The 15831-nt window shown below is 62.1% G+C and carries 14 protein-coding genes; 9 read left to right on the top strand and 5 right to left on the bottom strand.

The genetic code is table 11. The features are described from left to right. Nucleotides 1–19: 19 nt before the first annotated feature. On the bottom strand, nucleotides 20–478 hold the full coding sequence (gene speD / locus GG26_RS07325; RefSeq protein ID WP_099812417.1) for an adenosylmethionine decarboxylase: 459 nt from the start codon (nucleotides 476–478) through the stop codon (nucleotides 20–22). Nucleotides 479–959: 481 nt separating this feature from the next. On the opposite strand from speD, the gene GG26_RS07320 reads away from it, so the two are divergent. The 3 genes from GG26_RS07320 to GG26_RS07310 are packed head-to-tail and all read left to right on the top strand — an operon-like array spanning nucleotide 960 to nucleotide 2675. Then, nucleotides 960–1502 carry a DUF3110 domain-containing protein gene (locus tag GG26_RS07320; protein WP_011429476.1) on the top strand — a complete coding sequence of 181 codons (543 nt, stop codon included), beginning with the start codon at nucleotides 960–962 and terminating at the stop codon, nucleotides 1500–1502. A 41-nt stretch (nucleotides 1503–1543) separates the two neighbouring features. Further along, complete coding sequence (locus GG26_RS07315) at nucleotides 1544–2269, top strand: hypothetical protein (protein ID WP_041438088.1); 726 nt, start codon at nucleotides 1544–1546, stop codon at nucleotides 2267–2269. Between the two features lie 31 nt (nucleotides 2270–2300). Continuing rightward, nucleotides 2301–2675 carry a hypothetical protein gene (locus GG26_RS07310; RefSeq protein WP_011429474.1) on the top strand — a complete coding sequence of 125 codons (375 nt, stop codon included), beginning with the start codon at nucleotides 2301–2303 and terminating at the stop codon, nucleotides 2673–2675. 24 nt (nucleotides 2676–2699) lie between these two features. Here GG26_RS07310 and GG26_RS07305 read toward each other — a convergent pair whose 3' ends face one another. From GG26_RS07305 to larE, 3 genes are all read right to left on the bottom strand, one after another. Further along, entirely contained in the window at nucleotides 2700–2981 is a 282-nt protein-coding gene (locus GG26_RS07305) for a DUF1830 domain-containing protein (protein ID WP_011429473.1), read from the bottom strand. A 280-nt stretch (nucleotides 2982–3261) separates the two neighbouring features. Beyond that, complete coding sequence (locus tag GG26_RS07300) at nucleotides 3262–5088, bottom strand: DUF3769 domain-containing protein (RefSeq protein WP_011429472.1); 1827 nt, start codon at nucleotides 5086–5088, stop codon at nucleotides 3262–3264. Between the two features lie 47 nt (nucleotides 5089–5135). Further along, nucleotides 5136–5960: an ATP-dependent sacrificial sulfur transferase LarE gene (larE, locus tag GG26_RS07295; RefSeq protein WP_011429471.1), complete on the bottom strand. Its 825-nt coding sequence runs from the start codon at nucleotides 5958–5960 to the stop codon at nucleotides 5136–5138. A gap of 288 nt (nucleotides 5961–6248) precedes the next feature. Between larE and ebsA the strand changes: the two genes are divergently transcribed. The 5 genes from ebsA (at nucleotide 6249) to GG26_RS07270 (ending at nucleotide 11802) form a co-directional block, all read left to right on the top strand. Then, the gene (gene ebsA / locus GG26_RS07290; protein WP_414389668.1) at nucleotides 6249–6620 is read left to right on the top strand and encodes a type IV pilus biogenesis protein EbsA; all 372 of its coding nucleotides are present in this window, start codon (nucleotides 6249–6251) and stop codon (nucleotides 6618–6620) included. Next, entirely contained in the window at nucleotides 6610–8277 is a 1668-nt protein-coding gene (gene cimA, locus GG26_RS07285; RefSeq protein WP_414389665.1) for a citramalate synthase, read from the top strand. Before ebsA ends, cimA begins: the two co-directional genes overlap by 11 nt. Before the next feature lie 99 nt (nucleotides 8278–8376). Further along, complete coding sequence (coaE, locus tag GG26_RS07280) at nucleotides 8377–9069, top strand: dephospho-CoA kinase (RefSeq protein ID WP_011429468.1); 693 nt, start codon at nucleotides 8377–8379, stop codon at nucleotides 9067–9069. Between the two features lie 260 nt (nucleotides 9070–9329). After that, nucleotides 9330–9635: a hypothetical protein gene (locus tag GG26_RS07275; RefSeq protein ID WP_414389662.1), complete on the top strand. Its 306-nt coding sequence runs from the start codon at nucleotides 9330–9332 to the stop codon at nucleotides 9633–9635. An 88-nt stretch (nucleotides 9636–9723) separates the two neighbouring features. Further along, complete coding sequence (locus tag GG26_RS07270) at nucleotides 9724–11802, top strand: DNA polymerase III subunit gamma/tau (RefSeq protein WP_011429466.1); 2079 nt, start codon at nucleotides 9724–9726, stop codon at nucleotides 11800–11802. A gap of 227 nt (nucleotides 11803–12029) precedes the next feature. On the opposite strand, the gene GG26_RS07265 is transcribed toward GG26_RS07270, so the two are convergent. After that, nucleotides 12030–12449: a VOC family protein gene (locus tag GG26_RS07265; RefSeq protein ID WP_011429465.1), complete on the bottom strand. Its 420-nt coding sequence runs from the start codon at nucleotides 12447–12449 to the stop codon at nucleotides 12030–12032. A 200-nt stretch (nucleotides 12450–12649) separates the two neighbouring features. Here GG26_RS07265 and topA point away from each other — a divergent pair, with 200 nt between their 5' ends. Further along, nucleotides 12650–15415, top strand: a complete 2766-nt coding sequence (gene topA, locus GG26_RS07260) for a type I DNA topoisomerase (RefSeq protein ID WP_414389659.1) — start codon at nucleotides 12650–12652, stop codon at nucleotides 15413–15415. The last annotated feature ends 416 nt before the right edge of the window (nucleotides 15416–15831 follow it).

The raw sequence follows: 15831 nt of genomic DNA, 5'->3' as shown, positions 1-15831 counted from the left end.
GACAAAAAGTGGCGGGATCTCAGCGCCTTCGTCCGGCCGTTTCACAGCTTAGCGCTTCGGGAAAATCCGCCATCTCTTCAATGGGTGCCGCATCCGTGGTTCGGCGAGGTAGCTTGCGCAGCGAATACCGCCGCGCTTGAAACACCTGGATCAAGTATTCACAGGCTGCTTCGGGCCGCGTGTGGCGACCACAGGTGAACACATCCACTGCTGCATAGCCCGCTTCGGGCCAAGTGTGAATGGAGATATGGGATTCTCCCAAAAGGGCCAGAGCCGTGATCCCCTGTGGCTCAAACGGATGGCAAAGCTCGCCCAAGAGGGTGGAGTTGGAGCGTCTTGCTGCCTCCCGCAAGGCCTGTTGCACCAGGGAAACATCATCCAGAAGTTTGGCCGGGCAGTCGTAAAGCTCTAGGATGCAGTGGATCCCGATCAGAGCCAGAGACCTATCCCCTAATTGGCCAGATAGTGTGTGCAGCATACTATCCCCTAATTGGCCAGATAGACTACCGAAGCCGTGCGAACAAAAAGCACAGCTTTACCATCTTCTCATAGATGCAGCGGGATTACACCCCGCAACGGCTTTTTTCTTAACTGAGAATTAACCTTGACGTTGTCCGCAGCCCTGCCGGCTTGCTCCCACGCAGGGGGAGAGCGGCGATTCTTTCACAACTTGCAGTAGCTGCTGGCAGGCAACCCCCACTTGCTGTGCCACACCATCCTTTGCTGCTCTGCCCGATTTGCCTATCCAGTTGGCCAAGCCCGATATCTGCCCACCCCGCTGGCGGCATCTCGAACGTGGTGCAAGGGGAATTGCTCAGCAGTTCGGCTTCCTACCCAACGACCGGCTGACAGCGCCAAGGAGCGGGGATCCCTGGAAGAGTCCCCCTCTCAAAGCTCCCAGAGCGGTTAGTCTAGACTGTGGACAGTGACGTTCCTCTCAATCCGAGCAGAGGCTGTCGATGGACACCGCCGAGGCCCTCCAAGTTCTCAACCTGCCGCCGGATGCCAGCGAACGGGAGATCCGGAGGAAGTGGTTTCGAGAATATCAAACCCTCAGTGCCGCCCTCTTGGAGCTGGAGGACGAACGGCAAAGGCCCTTGCTGGAGGCGCAACTGGCACGGCTCAACGAGGCGCGGGATGTGTTGCTCGGCGGCGGATCCCAGGCTGAGAAGGAGTTGGCTTGGGCTAGCCCGGAAGACTTGCCTTCCCAGGTCATCGTGCTGCTTTACCAAGCCAATGGCCAAGAGGGGATCTGCACACGCCAGATCGGGGGGCAGGACATTGTCATTGCGTTTGAGAGCGCCTTTGGGGCGAAAAAATATGCCCAGAGGCTGGCCCAGCAGGGGCTGCCCAAGCCGCTGGCCGAGCGCTTTGATACTCAGGAGATCGTCGATTTTTGTCGCGAAGGGGGCTATGGGTTGATGGTGGTTCCAGCCAGCGAGGTGCTGGAGCCGCTGGAGGAGAGTACGGAAGCCGCGCGGAATTGGCAGGGCAAATCCTAACGGCCTGGACTTCAACCCAGATTGCGTTGCGAGGGTCTTCGATGATCACTGCCGAACCAATCTCTCTAGAGGAGTTTCGCCAGATCATGGATGCGGATCTGGAGGCTTGCTGTGAAGCATTTGGCCTGAGGGAAGGGTACCTGCGTCTGCAACAACAACAACTGCGCTTCTGGGTTATGCTGGCCCTCTGCCTGTTGGTGGTTGCCCTGGTGATCTTTTTGGGGATGCGGGATCCCGGCTATTGGCTACTGTATACAGTGGCCGTCGTGTTGCTGGCGGTGGTTTTGCTGGGGCTCCTCTGGGCCAGCTTGGAGCTGCAGCAGAGCCTGCGCCGCATTCGCCAGCGCTGGCAGGAGGCCCACCTCCTAAATAGCCCTCCCAAGATCATGGAGTTTGCCAGCGATCTCGCCCGCAAGGTAAAAGAGTACAACCGCTGGGTGCAAGAGCTCCAACAATCGCTGGAGGGGGGCCAGTATTGGCGAGATTTTCGCCAACTGAGCGAGGCCGAGCAGCGGTATATCCAGTCGCTCTTTTTGCAGGTGCGGGCCCAGTTGATCACGGCTTTGCAGATGTGCAGAGCCTTGATCGAAGACCCACGGGTTCCCGTAGAGCAGTACTTTAACCAGATGGTTGCCCGGGATCAGCAACTGCTGGAGCAATTTATCGCCAAAAACTTGACTGCCAACCGCTACGCAGCCATAGCTCGCGAGCTATCTGCCCTGGAAGCAGATCTGCAAACCCAGCTCAGAGCCCTGGGATCCCGGTGATAGTCTGGTGTCGATGCTCGGCAGCTTGTTCATGAGAAGCAGAGGCACCGCAACGCTGTACATCCTGCTGGGGCTGGGCCTGCTGGGGTGCGGGGATCCCAATGTGCCGCTGACCCAACCTCCCCCCGATGCTTTTCGGGTCAGCACCCCCCGTCCGCCGCGCTTGGATCTGTACCCCACCCCACCACCAACGCCCACCCCTACTCCCACACCGCCCCCCAGCCTGCTGGAGCTCACGGCCCGTTGGCTGGGGATCCCGTGGCCGCCGCAACGGCGCGAGATCAGCCCGGTGCGGTTGAGCGCCCGTTTCCTTGAGATCCCACTGCCGCCCAAGCCTCGCCCCTCACCCCAACCTTCCCCTAGCCCGGAAAGAGAGGAGAGAAAGGAGCAAGGTCGCGAGACCTAGTCCACACCGCTGGCCTCGGGGCATCTAGGCGCCCACCGTCACCGGCTCCGTCTCTCGCACGCGCAGCTTTTCGCAAGGGATGATATCCGTCAGGATGGAGCTGGCCATCATGCCCGTGTGGATCTCCAGTTTGGCTCCCAGCACTGCCTCAAACAGCAGCCGCTGCCCTGGGAAGACCACCCGCTCAAAGTACCAGTTCTCGATATTTGTGATGCGAACCACCTGAACGGAGCTGGTCGCGTTGATGTAGCTACAGGTTATTCGCTCTACTCGTTTTTTGTCGGGGATCGCATCAAGTGTTTGCATAATTAGATCACCAGCCCACTCTGCTCAGCCTACTATCTACCCTAACACCGCCTGGGGATCGCTGCAGTAGCCTTTGATACGGCGATCCCAACCAGCAAAAATGAATCCTGGAAAAGTAATTTCTGTATTTTATCTTACCGTTTTGATTTTTCAGAATGGCCCTTCAAATCAGGAGGGATTTGGATTGAAATTTCTCCCTGCGGCGAGGCAATTTCTCACAGAGAATCTCCGCAGAGCAGTAGTTAAGATTACATTTTGAGTCCCCTTGGGAGTTTGGGGATCACGGCTCGTGGAGGCTCGCTCCGGTCGTCGGCTTCGGCGAGGACTGGCGGGGATCCCAGTTCAGGCCCTCCACCCGCAGCTCCAGCGCCCCCGACTGACGCACCGGATTGTATTGCAAGCTAAATCCATAGGTGCGGCGGTCGTAACCCAGGCGATAGGTGGTATCCACCTGCTGGCCGGATTGGAGATCCAGTGTGGTTTCGGCCCCCACCCGCAGCGGGCCGTACAGTTGCTGTAAAAAGCCCAGAACAAGCTGCTCCCGCGTGGTGATGCGGTCGAACAAAAACGGCGAGGCCCCCGCCAAAAAGCCATTGGAGTAGGTCACCCTCAGGTTGGTGTAGTCGAAGGTATCGGCCACGAAAGCCCCGATTACCGCGTCGAGGCCAATGCTGCCGGCAGTATAGCTTTGGGCACGGCCATTGGAGTAGAACGACTGGCTGCTGCTGAGGCCGGTGTTGAGCCAGATTCCCTGTTCGATGGGCAAAGCGGAAAAGCGGGGTGGGGGATCTGCTGCCGTCTTGGGGGGCCGCCAAATGGGAAAGGAGCGGCTCACGGTTGCCCCCAGTTGCAGTCGGGTGAGCTGGATGCGGTCGGTGGTCTTGGCCAGGGCTAGATCGGGATCGGTGTCGATGTCGCCGAGTTGTCCTAGGGCGTCGATGGAGTCGGCGGCTATGCGGTAGCTGAAATTCAAGCCGGTGTCGCCGAGAAGGAGGGTGGGCGAGTTGTAGCTGACACCGAAGCGATTTTCCACGATCTGAAACCCCAGCCGCCCGCTGAAAAAACGCTCCCGATAAGCATAGGTGTAGGTGACTTGGCCGCCGTCGCCGGTGGTAACGCGGTGTTCGACCTGCGCCCGCAAGCGCCGAGCAAATTCCTCGAAGACGATCCCGCGCAGCTCGGCAAACAGCGAGGTTTGGGCATTGGCTTCCGGTTGCCGCCAACGAAAATCCGTCCGCAGCCCAACCCCATCGCGGATCCCTTGGAGGCTCCCCCAGAGGCGCTGCGGATACAGTTGGGGGGAGAGCACCAAGCTGAGGTTGGGATCCTGCAGCAGCTCGATGTTGGCTTGCAGGATCAGGCCGCGCCGCAGTTCTTCCCGGTCGAAGTCATCGTAAAAAAGGCTGACCGGAGGCTGACGGTTGAAGGAGTCAAGACGCAGCCGAATGGGCAGGGGCAAAAAAAAGACCTGGTCGAAAACCAGTTGCCCCGCCTCGGCCATCAGCAGGCTGGAACCATCCGGCTGCAGGGCGGAGGTCACTCGCGGGCTGCGGATCTCCAGCTCTGGCGGATCTAGCGGGTCGTTGGTCAACTGCACTTGCTCTCCTTCCCAGTTGTTGGCAGCGAAGCGGATGCGGACGGCGCGAAAGCGCACCAGCCGCTGCGGCGAGAGGGCCGCTGCCGGGGATCCGGCGGCCTGCAACTGGCCGATATCCACCTGCCCGAAGGCCTCTTCCAAAACTCCCTGCTCCCGCTCAAAGTCGTATTCCAGGCGGGATCCCTGGATGCGCTGCCGATGCAGCTCCACCGAGACATTGCCCTCGGCCACGGCTCGCCGCTGTTGCAGCTCGATGCGCAGGCGGTCTGCCCGCAGCACAGAGCGGCCCAGCCGCATCTCCACATTTCCTTCCGCCTGGAAAACCTGCGCCCGTTGGTCGAAGGTTTGGCGGTCGGAGCGCAGCCGTAACGTGCGATCCGCAAGGGTATCGGGGGCACTCGTATCCCCAGGCTGAGCGGCTGCCACCTGGTCTTTCTGGGCTGAGGCAGGAGCAGCCGTTGCCAGGCCAAACACCCCCAAGCAAAGCCAGAGCCACCAAAACCCTTTCATACTCCCCCAAACCTGCGCAAAACTTCAGCCCAAGCCCCCGGGCTGGCTCAGCCCGTTGTCGGCGGGGGCGGGTTGAGGGCGCGGTTGAGCTTGCCGCTGCGGTAGCCCTCCAAATCGAGACTGACGTAGAGGTAGCCGAAGGATTGCAGAGCCCTGACCAGCGCTTCCAGATCGGTTTTTTGCACAAACTCTCGGATCTGGTGAGGGGGCAGTTCGATGCGAGCAGTATCTTTCTCGGAGCGCACCCGCACCTGGTGCCAGCCCAAGCTGCGCAAATAGCGCTCTGCCGCCCCCACTCGGCGCAGCTTCTCGGCAGTGATGGCCTCGCCATAGGGAAAGCGGGAGCTGAGGCAGGGCTGAGCCGGCTTATCCCACCAGGGCAGGCCCAGATGGCGAGACAGTTGCCGCACCTCCAGCTTGCTCATCCCCACCTCCGCCAGGGGGGAACGCACGCCCCGCTCTCGAGCTGCCTGCACTCCCGGCCGGTAGTCGGCCAGATCGTCGGCGTTGAGGCCATCCACCACGTAGTCGTATCCTTGGGCTTGCGCCAGCCGGCACAGCAGGTCATGCAAGTGGCTTTTGCAGAAGTAGCAGCGGTTAGCGGGGTTGGCGGCGTAGCGGGGATCCTGCAGCTCCTGGGTCTCGACGATCTGGTGGCGGATGCCGATGGATTGGGCTTGCCAGATGGCCTCCTCCAGATCTTCGGGCAAAAGGGCAGGGGAGGCGGCAGTGACGGCCAGGGCCCCCTCCCCCAACTGATCCCAGGCCAGCTTGGCCACCAGGCTGCTATCCACCCCGCCTGAGTAGGCCACCAAGACCCGCCCCATCTTGGCCAAGATCTGGGCAAGCTGCTCAAACTTTTGCTGCAGCACGGGATCCCACTCCGTCGCCAGAGCTGGGGCGGGGGAAGGGATGTTCCTGTCTTGGTTGGTGTCCATGGGTCCAGGACATGCCGAAGAGGGAGTCGCTTGGGGGGATCCCCTCTTTACTTCTCCTATTCTTCCGCAGAGCTTCTCGACTTTCCAACGCTTTTCTCCCAAAGAAGGTGCCGGATCCCTCCTAGAGCCCCTAACCCTTAGACCAGCAAGTCGTCGAGGCGGTAGGCTGGATTGCAGTTGGGGTTGTTGCCGTCCTTAACCGTTTTCTTCCCTTGACACGCCATGGCTCTGCAGCTCGAACCCGCCGGCCCGTCGGAAGTGTCCATCTATCAGCCCTATTACGCGGTTGCCCGCCGGCAGTACCTGCCCCTGGCCGTGGGCCTTTACAAAAAAGGCAGCCTGGAAGGACAGAGGGCCATCGAGGGAGACAAGCCCGTGCGTTTCCTGGCCAGTTGGCACACGTCGCTGTTGCCCGCAGATCTGACCGTGGTGCAGGTGGTCTTCGATCAGGATGCCGAGCTCACTTACCAGCTCTCCATCGCCAACTACGAGTTTGTGGACTACCTCATCGACCTGGTAGCGCTGGTGCAGCGGGGGCAGCCGCCGGATTTCACCACCGCCTTTTACAAAAAGTTGATGCGGTATGAAGACTGAAGCAGATTCTCCGGTCGCCATCACCCTCTACGACACCACGCTGCGGGATGGGGCGCAGCGGGAGGGGCTGTCGCTGTCGGTGCCAGATAAGGTGCAGATTGCCAAGCTGCTGGATCGGCTGGGGATCCCCTTTATTGAGGGGGGCTGGCCGGGGGCCAATCCCAAAGATGGACAATTTTTCTGGCAACTGCGGGAAGAGCCGCTGGAGCAGGCGGAGCTGGTGGCCTTTTGCTCCACCCGCAAGCCGGGGCGGCGGGCAGCCGATGACCCCCTGCTGCAGGCCATCTTGGCGGCGGGAACCCGCTACGTGACGGTTTTTGGCAAGTCTTGGGATCTGCATGTTACGGAGGGGCTGGGCACCACGCTGCAGGAAAACCTGGCCATGATCCGCGACACCATCGCCTATTTGCGCTCCCAAGGGCGGCGGGTGATCTACGATGCCGAGCACTGGTTCGACGCCTACCGCCACAACCCCGACTACGCCCTGCAAACCCTCGTGGCGGCTGCCGAGGCAGGGGCGGAGTGGCTGGTTCTCTGCGATACCAACGGCGGATCCCTGCCCCACGAGATCGCCGCCATCACGGCAGCCGTCTTGGCCGAATCCCATCACCTGGGGCATTTGCCCTTGGGGATCCACACCCACAACGACTCTGGCACTGCTGTGGCCAATGCCCTGGCGGCAGTACAGTCGGGGGCGCGCATGGTGCAGGGCACCATCAACGGCTACGGGGAGCGCTGTGGCAATGCCGACCTGTGCAGCGTTATCCCCAACTTGCAACTGAAGCTGGGCTACCGCTGTCTGCCGGAGGGGAAGCTGCAACACCTGACAGAGATCTCCCGCGCCATCAGCGAGGTGGTCAACCTGGCCCCAGATGACCACGCGCCGTTTGTGGGCCGGTCGGCCTTTGCCCACAAGGGCGGGATCCACGTCAGCGCCGTCCAAAAAAACCCCCTCACCTACGAGCACATCGCCCCGGAGCAGGTGGGCAACTGCCGGCGCATCGTCGTCTCGGAACAGGCGGGGCTGAGCAATATCCTCAGCAAGGTGGCCGAGTTCGGGATCCGGCTGGACAAGTCGGATCCCCAGGCCCGCTTGATCCTAGAGCGGCTGAAGACCTTGGAGCTGCAGGGCTACCAGTTTGAGGCCGCTGAGGCCAGCTTTGAGCTCTTGGTGCGGGAGCTGTTGGGGCAGCGCTCGCATCCGTTTGAGGTGCTCAGCTTCCATGTCAGCGCCACCACCCGCTCCGACTGGAGCAGCAAAGACTGGGATCCCAGCGGCGAGGCAACGGAGGTGCAGTCCTTGGCGGCGGTGAAGATTGCGGTGCGGGGGCAGACGCGGGTGACGGCAGCGGAAGGCAATGGGCCGGTGGCGGCTTTGGATGGGGCGCTGCGCAAAGCCTTGCTGGAGTTTTACCCGCAACTGGAGGCCATTCACCTGGCCGACTACAAGGTGCGCATCTTGGACGGGCGGGCCGGCACCTCGGCCAAGACGCGGGTGCTGGTGGAGTTTAGCGACGGCCACCGCCGTTGGACCACGGTGGGAGTTTCCACCAACATCATCGAAGCCTCCTGCCGGGCCTTGGTGGAAGGCTTTGAGTATAGTCTCTTAACAGAACCTTGCCTTTCCCCACCCTCTGCCCAAAGGGCCTCGCCTTGAAGGGGATCTCCCCTCTCCCTCTGGGAGAGGGGCTGGGGGTGAGGGCCGGCGCGGAGCGCTTGGGCCTGTCTCCAACTCATTTGAAATCACCCAGCTCCCATGAGAATCATCGGCCTGACGGGCGGCATAGCCACAGGCAAATCCACGGTGGCCCGCATCTTGGAACGGCACGGGATCCCGGTGGCCGATGCAGATCAGATGGCGCGGCAAGCCCTAGCGGTGGGATCCCCCATCCGCGAGCGGGTGCTGCAGCGCTACGGCCGGGCCATCCAGGATCCCTCTGGAGCGCTGGATCGCCGCCAGTTGGGGCGGATTGTCTTTGCCGATGCCGCCGAGCGGGCCTGGCTGGAAGCCCAGATCCATCCTTTTGTCAAAGCGCGGCTGCGGGAGTTTCTCGAGGCCCACGGGGCATCTGCGCCGCCTGAGGAAGCGACTGAGGCTCGACCCAGTTGCCAATGTCCTCACGGGGAAGGCCATCCCACCGTTTGCCTGATGATCCCGCTCCTGTTTGAGGCCCACATGGAAAACTGGGCCAGCGAGATCTGGGTGGTGACCTGTACCCCGGAGCAGCAGCGGCAGCGGCTGGCGCAGCGGGATCTGCTGACGGCGGCAGAAATCGAGGCGCGCCTGGCCAGCCAGTGGCCCCTAGAAGAAAAGGCCCGTCGCGCCCATGTAGTGCTGGACAATTCCGGATCCCTGGCGCAGCTGGAAGCCCAGGTTAGGCAAGCCCTGGGGGCTCACCCCAGAGAAGGAGGGGCCATTTGCCCCACCCCGCCGAGCCGGATAGAGTGACGGGGGAGGGATCCCTTTCTTTGCAGCTATGTCTGGATGGATCGAGAAAGAGGCGATGCAGGAAGCACTTTGTGGCAGCGGGAGAGAGTCTTTGTGGACCTCAGCGCTGGCGGCGCGGGAGCGGGAGATCCAGCTTTTGCGGGAGCGCAACCGCCTGCTGCAGAGCCAGATCGACCTGTTGGAGCTGCGCCAAGAAAAGCAACAGCGGCAAATTCGCAGCTACGAGGCCGAGATCGAGCAGCTCTACCAAGAAAAGGCAGGTGTTGGAGCAGATGCTCCAGGAGCTGCCGGAGCTCTACCGGCGCAAACTTCAGGCCCGCCTGCAGCCCATCCGCGAGCGCATCGCCGCCATGCAGGCAGAAAATCGCCGGCTCAAGAGGGAACTGTACCAGCTCAGCTACCGGCTGCAGCACGTGGATCAACTGGATGCCCCCGGCTGGAAGGTGCAATTGCCGCAGATCCCTCCGCTGCGCCGCCGGGATCCCAAAGCTCTGCCCGCCCAGGGAGCGACATCTCCTCCCAGGCCCAGTATCGCTCTTGAGGGACAAAGGGAGAAGCCAGAATAGGGGAGCCCCCCTGGGATGCCTCAGCATTGCCCAGCAAGAGCGGTTTCGGCGGGGGCGCGCTTGCAAGGCGACTGGAGAGCTCGAAAAAATGGCCGTTGCTGGCAAGTACGAACCCCTTCATTTGAAATACCGCCCGCAGCGCTTTGCCGAGGTGGTGGGCCAAGGGGCAGTCGTGCAGACTTTGGCCAATGCCATCCGGCTGGGGCGGGTGGCGCCGGCCTACTTGTTCTGTGGGCCGCGGGGCACCGGAAAAACCTCCAGCGCCCGCATCTTGGCCAAGTCTTTAAATTGCGAGCAGGGGCCAACGCCGGATCCCTGTCAGGTATGCAGCCAGTGCCGCGCCATCACCGCCGGCTCTTCTTTGGACGTGATTGAGATCGACGCGGCCAGCAACACCGGCGTGGACAACATCCGCGAGCTGATCGAGCGGGCCCAATTTGCGCCGGTAAATAGCCGCTACAAGGTCTATGTCATCGACGAGTGCCACATGCTCAGCAATGCCGCCTTCAACGCGTTGCTGAAGACGCTGGAAGAGCCGCCTCCTCGCGTGGTGTTTGTGCTGGCCACCACCGACCCACAGCGGGTTCTGCCCACCATCGTTTCCCGCTGTCAGCGGTTTGACTTCCGCCGCATCCCCCTCGACGACATGGTGGCCCACCTGGGCCAGATCGCCGCCCAGGAAGGGATCCCCATTGCACCAGAAGCCTTGCACCTGGTGGCCCAACTGGCCCAGGGCGGGCTGCGGGACGCCGAGCGCCTGTTGGATCAGCTCAGCTTGCTGGAGGGATCCATCACCCCAGAAGCCGTATGGGACTTGGTGGGCGGGATCCCGGAGCGGCAGCTTTTGGATTTGACCGATGCGTTGCTGGCTCAGGATGTGCAGGCGGTGCTGGCCCAGACGCGACAATTGCTGGAGCGGGGCAGAGAGCCCCTGGTGGTGCTGCAGAGCCTGGTGGTTTTTTACCGGGATCTGCTGCTGGCCAAGACGGCCCCCCAACAGCGGCAGTTGGCGGCCGTAACGGATCCCACCTGGGCAGCTCTGCAGCAGCGGGCTCCTCGCTACTCGGTGGAGATGCTGCTGGCGGCCCAGAGCCACCTGCGCCAGTGCGAGCCGCAAATTCGCCAGAGCGGGCAACCCCAGCTTTGGTTGGAGATCGCCCTGCTGGATCTGCTGGGCCAGCTTCGCCAGAGTGCCGTCCCGCTGCCGTCAATAGAGGCCAAAGGCGGAGAGCCGCTCCCAGCCGTCGGCCCGCCAACGGTCGGAAAGACCCCTAGCCCCACCGTCCCAGCCAGCGAGGAGCTGACAGCTCCTACGACAACCCTTCCAGAGACCCCAGCCCCTTCCCCTGCTGCAACAGGGGGATCCCTCCCGCCGTCGCAAACGGCAAAGCCAAGTCGGGAGAAGCCGGCCAGCCCGGAAAAAGCGAAAGATCCGCATCCCCTCAAGCTGCTGCGGCCCCGGTGGGAGGAGTTTCTTGAAAACCTTCGCCCCATCACCAGAGGCCTATTGGCATCCGGCTATTTGCAGCAGGAGTCTCTCGTTGGCTCTGACGGGACGGAGACCTTAGAGATTACCCTTGCTTTTCCCAATAAGGGCTTAGTGGACAAGGTGCGCAGCAAAGAAGCCGAGCTCTGCTCTGCGCTCCACAACCTGCTGCAGCGCCCGGTGCGGCTAAATTTGGTGGTGCAGCAGGGACCTTCGTCCCGCCATCGTGAGGGGAGTGCTGGCGAAACCTCAGGTCGCGAAAAGGCTCCACCCCTCGCCCCTGCAAAGTTGCAGAGCCGAACCCCCAGGGGCGACAACCTCCCCAAAGACTTATCGCCATCTCCCAAGGCGGGATCCCAAAGCTACGGTAGAGTCGGGCAACCTCCTCCTGCTGAGCCAGAGACCCCTGGCGAGAACTCCATCCCGCCAGCGCAAGCGGCAAAGCCTCCCTCCTACCACCTTGCCCACGAGCTGGCGGAGGTGGCCCGCCGCTTTGCCGACCATTTCAACGGCAGCCTGATAGATTTGCAAGGGATCCTGGCCTCGCCCGAGGAGGCGACGGCAGAACTGTCCGCTCTCGAGAGCCTGGAAGCAGAGGGATCCCCGGATCTGGGTGAAGCCTACGGCCCGCCGGCAACCCAGTCCCCCCTAGCCCCCGCAGAGGAGGAGCTACCTTTCTAGGCGTTACTTTGGGATTGTCTTGACCCTTGGGCCCCATGATCTGATCCGCTTCTCGGCGCAGGCGCCGGACTGGGCGCTGGTTCTGCCCCTGCCACTTTGGCTGGCCCATCAAGGAACGCCTCTAGCGCTGGGATCCTTAAGGGCCAGCCCAGCTAGAGAGAGCGACCGCCTCCACCCGTTCCGTCAATTGAGGAGATATCTCCTGGATCCCTGCGTCGGGGCAAACCTTATTCTGATCCTGGGCATCCCTGGGGGCGGATGAGTTCGATCGGCAGGCCATCGGGATCGGCGATGAACGCCACCTCATAGACTTGGCCGCCAATTTGCTGGCACTGCGGCGGCAACAGCAAGGTAAGGGGCACCTGTGCCTCCAGATGCTGTAGATAGTCGGCCAGGGATCCCCATTCAGGGCCGATCTCCAAAGAGGGATGGTAGTAGCCCACATAGTGGGGATCCCCGAAAGGATCCGGCGCAGGATGGGGCTGCGGCACCTGCATCAGCTCCAGGCGACCCCAGGGGCTGAGCATCCAGCAGGCTAAGGTGATCCCAGCGGTAAACCGTTCTTCCACCACAAAGCCCAGACCCTCGTAAAAGGCGATGGAGCGAAAAATATCGGCGGTGCGAATGGAAAAGTGATGCAGCTTCATGGTTGTGCTAAGAGGTCGAATAGGAGCAGACTGCCCAGGTCAACCGCCCAGGATCGCTAGCCAAGCACAAGCAGACTTGCTAGGCTCCAGAAGAAGTAGCGATAGATCCATAGGTAGACCCGATTGTGGGCGCCGATCCGCCGCACCCCTGGGTCGGGAGGCTCACCACCTTCAGTCGATTCCTTCTAGTCAACATCATCATGCCCAAGCTGGTCATTGTCGAATCTCCCACCAAAGCCCGTACCATCCGCGGCTTCTTGCCCGCCGGCTATGAGGTGCAAGCCTCGATGGGACATGTACGCGATCTGCCGGAGTCGGCCTCTGACATTCCCGAAGAGGTGAAGGGAGAAGAGTGGAGCCGTCTCGGGGTCAATGTCCACGCCAACTTCGAGCCTCTCTACGTGATCCCCAAGGACAAAAGAAAGGTAGTCAAACAGCTGAAGGAGGCGCTTAAGAAAGCCGACGAGCTAATTCTGGCCACTGACGAAGACCGGGAGGGGGAAAGTATCAGTTGGCACCTGCAACAGGTGCTGCAGCCCAAGGTGCCCACCCGCCGCATGGTGTTCCACGAGATCACCCGCGAGGCCATTCAGGAGGCGCTGCAAAATTGCCGTGAGGTGGACGAGCAACTGGTGCGGGCCCAAGAGACGCGCCGCATCTTGGATCGCCTGGTGGGTTACACTCTGTCGCCGCTGCTGTGGAAAAAAATTGCCCCCAAACTCTCGGCAGGTCGGGTGCAGTCGGTGGCGGTGAAGCTCTTGGTGGATCGGGAGCGGGAGCGTCGCGCCTTTAAAAAAGCCACCTACTGGGATCTGAAAGCGGATTTGCAACCGAGGACAGCAAGCCAAGCGGCCTCTTTCCCGGCAGAGCTGGTGAGCCTGGGCGGCAAACGTCTGGCCAGCGGGCAAGACTTCGATCCCAGCACCGGGCAGCTCATAGCCGGACGGGATGTGGTGCTGTTGGATCAAGCCCAGGCCGAGGCCCTACGGGATCGCCTGCTGGGGAAAGCTTGGGTCGTCAGCTCGGTCGAAGAACGCCCCTCCACCCGCAAGCCTGCCCCTCCCTTCACCACTTCCACGCTGCAACAGGAGGCCAACCGCAAGCTGCGCCTGTCGGCTCAGCAGACGATGCGCATCGCCCAAAAGCTCTACGAAGAGGGCTACATCACCTACATGCGCACCGACTCGGTACACCTGTCGGAACAGGCCATCCGCGCCGCCCGCGCCTGCGTGGAGTCGATGTACGGCAAGGAGTACCTCAGCCCCGAACCTCGGCAGTACACCACCAAAACCAAAGGGGCGCAAGAAGCCCACGAGGCCATTCGTCCCGCCGGCTCGGAGTTTCGCCTGCCCAGCCAAACCCCCCTCACAGGGCAGGAGCTGGCCCTCTACGACCTGATCTGGAAGCGCACTGTCGCCAGCCAAATGGCCGAGGCGCGGCAGACCCACACCATCGTGCTCATCGCGGTGGACGATGCGGTGTTTCGGGCCAGCGGCAAGCGCATTGACTTTCCCGGCTTCTTCCGCGCCTATGTGGAGGGATCCGACGACCCAGAGGCGGCTTTGGAAGATCGGGAAGTGCATCTGCCCCTGTTGCGGCAGGGGGATCCCTTGAGCTGCCTGCAGTTGGAGCCGGTGGGCCACGAAACCCAGCCGCCGCCTCGCTATACGGAAGCATCCTTGGTCAAGGTGTTGGAAAGCGAGGGCATTGGCCGCCCCAGCACCTACGCCACCATCCTGAACACCATCATGAGCCGCGGCTACGTCAGGTCGATGGGGAACGCCCTCGTGCCCACCTACACCGCCTTTGCGGTGACCGAGCTGCTGGAAAAATACTTTCCCAACCTGGTGAACACCCGCTTCACTGCCGAGATGGAGCAAACCCTCGATGACATCGCTTCTGGCCAGGCAGACTGGTTGCCCTACTTGCGCCATTTCTTCCTGGGCGAGCAGGGCCTAGAAGGCCAGGTGAAGGCGCGCGAGTTGGAAATCGACTCCGGCCTGGCCCGCTCCATTTACCTGGAGAACCTGCCCGTCAAGATCGGCATCGGCCCCTACGGCCCCTATGTGTCGGTAGAGACTGAATCAGGAGAGGTGCGCGCCAACCTGCCGGAGGATATTCCCCCCGCCGATCTCAGCGCCGAACACATCGAGGAGCTCATCCGGCGCAAGCAGGAAGGTCCCAAGCCCATCGCCTTCCACCCGGAAACCCAAGAGCCGGTCTACGTAATTCCCCAGGGCCCCTACGGCCCCTATGTGCAGTTGGGAGAGGTGTCGGAGGAGAACAAAAAGCCCAAGCGCACCTCCCTGCCCAAAGGGCTGAAGCCGGAGCAGGTCACCCCTGAGATTGCCCTGGGGCTGCTCAGCCTGCCCCGCACGTTGGGGGAGCACCCGGAATCGGGGAAAAAGGTGCAGGCCGGCATTGGCCGCTTCGGCCCCTACGTGGTCTGCGACGGGGATTTCCGCTCGCTGCCTGCCGATGAGGATGTGCTGACCATCAGCCTAGAGCGGGCGCTAGAGCTGCTGGCCCAGCCCAAAAAAGGCCGTGGGCGCGGCTCGGCCAAGCCCCTGCGCGAGCTGGGATCCCATCCTGAGGATGGCGAGCCGGTCACCTTGCACGACGGCCCCTATGGTCTGTATGTCAAGCACGGCAAGGTAAACGCCTCACTGCCCAAAGATCTCTCCCCGGAAGCCGTGACGCTGGAGATGGCGCTGGAGTTGCTGGCGGAAAAAGAAGGTTCCTCCGCCAAAGGGAAGGGTCGCTCAACCGGCAAGGCGCAGGCAAAAGCCAGCACCACGGCCAGGAAGGCTGAGGGAGCTGTCCCGTCGGCAGGATCCCAAAAGGAGCGCACCTCGCAAAGCCGCCCTAGCAGCAATGGGACGGCCAAGGCGAGCCATGTTCAAGAGGCGGCCCAAACGGGATCCCGTCCCACCATCCTAGAGGTCACTCCCAAAGCGCGGGCCTGAGAACCGTTTCTCCAGCTTGTTACCCCAAAAAATGGGTCCAAAGCCCCGTCCTACCGCTGCGCGGTTCGCCTTTGGCGGGCCGTAGGCCCTAAAGACGCAGGTTCAAGGTTTTGGTCTTTGAAGCTGCCCAGTACCGTGGGGCATAGGGGAACTGACTCGGCCTCGCATGACTCGGCCCGGAGTGCTCCAGCCAACGACTGGGGAGACCCACCTGGGTTAGCGGGCCGTAGACCCCAACGGTAGGCGCCGCTGCTGCTCGCCCAAGCGGAACAGAGTTCTCACCGGTAATCCTGACGCGGGGAGATTCGGCGGCTCCATCAGAACCTCCGGGGTACTCCCGCCACAGCGCAGCTTGGCGGGATGGGGGATAGGAGGTGAGACGAAGGGGTTCAATGCCCCTGAGTCTCACAATCTGG

The organism is Synechococcus sp. 'PEA 65AY6A-5F PE A' (genome assembly GCF_047462575.1).
Lineage (GTDB): Bacteria > Cyanobacteriota > Cyanobacteriia > Thermostichales > Thermostichaceae > Thermostichus.
This window is presented reverse-complemented; position numbering and strand designations above follow the sequence as displayed.

Excerpts from the sequence above, each read along its gene's own strand:
- speD (WP_099812417.1), bottom strand. The coding sequence starts at position 478 with ATGCTGCACACACTATCTGGCCAATTAGGGGATAGGTCTCTGGCTCTG.
- GG26_RS07320 (WP_011429476.1), top strand. The coding sequence starts at position 960 with ATGGACACCGCCGAGGCCCTCCAAGTTCTCAACCTGCCGCCGGATGCC.
- GG26_RS07315 (WP_041438088.1), top strand. The coding sequence starts at position 1,544 with ATGATCACTGCCGAACCAATCTCTCTAGAGGAGTTTCGCCAGATCATG.
- GG26_RS07310 (WP_011429474.1), top strand. The coding sequence starts at position 2,301 with ATGAGAAGCAGAGGCACCGCAACGCTGTACATCCTGCTGGGGCTGGGC.
- GG26_RS07305 (WP_011429473.1), bottom strand. The coding sequence starts at position 2,981 with ATGCAAACACTTGATGCGATCCCCGACAAAAAACGAGTAGAGCGAATA.
- GG26_RS07300 (WP_011429472.1), bottom strand. The coding sequence starts at position 5,088 with ATGAAAGGGTTTTGGTGGCTCTGGCTTTGCTTGGGGGTGTTTGGCCTG.
- ebsA (WP_414389668.1), top strand. The coding sequence starts at position 6,249 with ATGGCTCTGCAGCTCGAACCCGCCGGCCCGTCGGAAGTGTCCATCTAT.
- cimA (WP_414389665.1), top strand. The coding sequence starts at position 6,610 with ATGAAGACTGAAGCAGATTCTCCGGTCGCCATCACCCTCTACGACACC.
- coaE (WP_011429468.1), top strand. The coding sequence starts at position 8,377 with ATGAGAATCATCGGCCTGACGGGCGGCATAGCCACAGGCAAATCCACG.
- GG26_RS07270 (WP_011429466.1), top strand. The coding sequence starts at position 9,724 with ATGGCCGTTGCTGGCAAGTACGAACCCCTTCATTTGAAATACCGCCCG.
- GG26_RS07265 (WP_011429465.1), bottom strand. The coding sequence starts at position 12,449 with ATGAAGCTGCATCACTTTTCCATTCGCACCGCCGATATTTTTCGCTCC.
- topA (WP_414389659.1), top strand. The coding sequence starts at position 12,650 with ATGCCCAAGCTGGTCATTGTCGAATCTCCCACCAAAGCCCGTACCATC.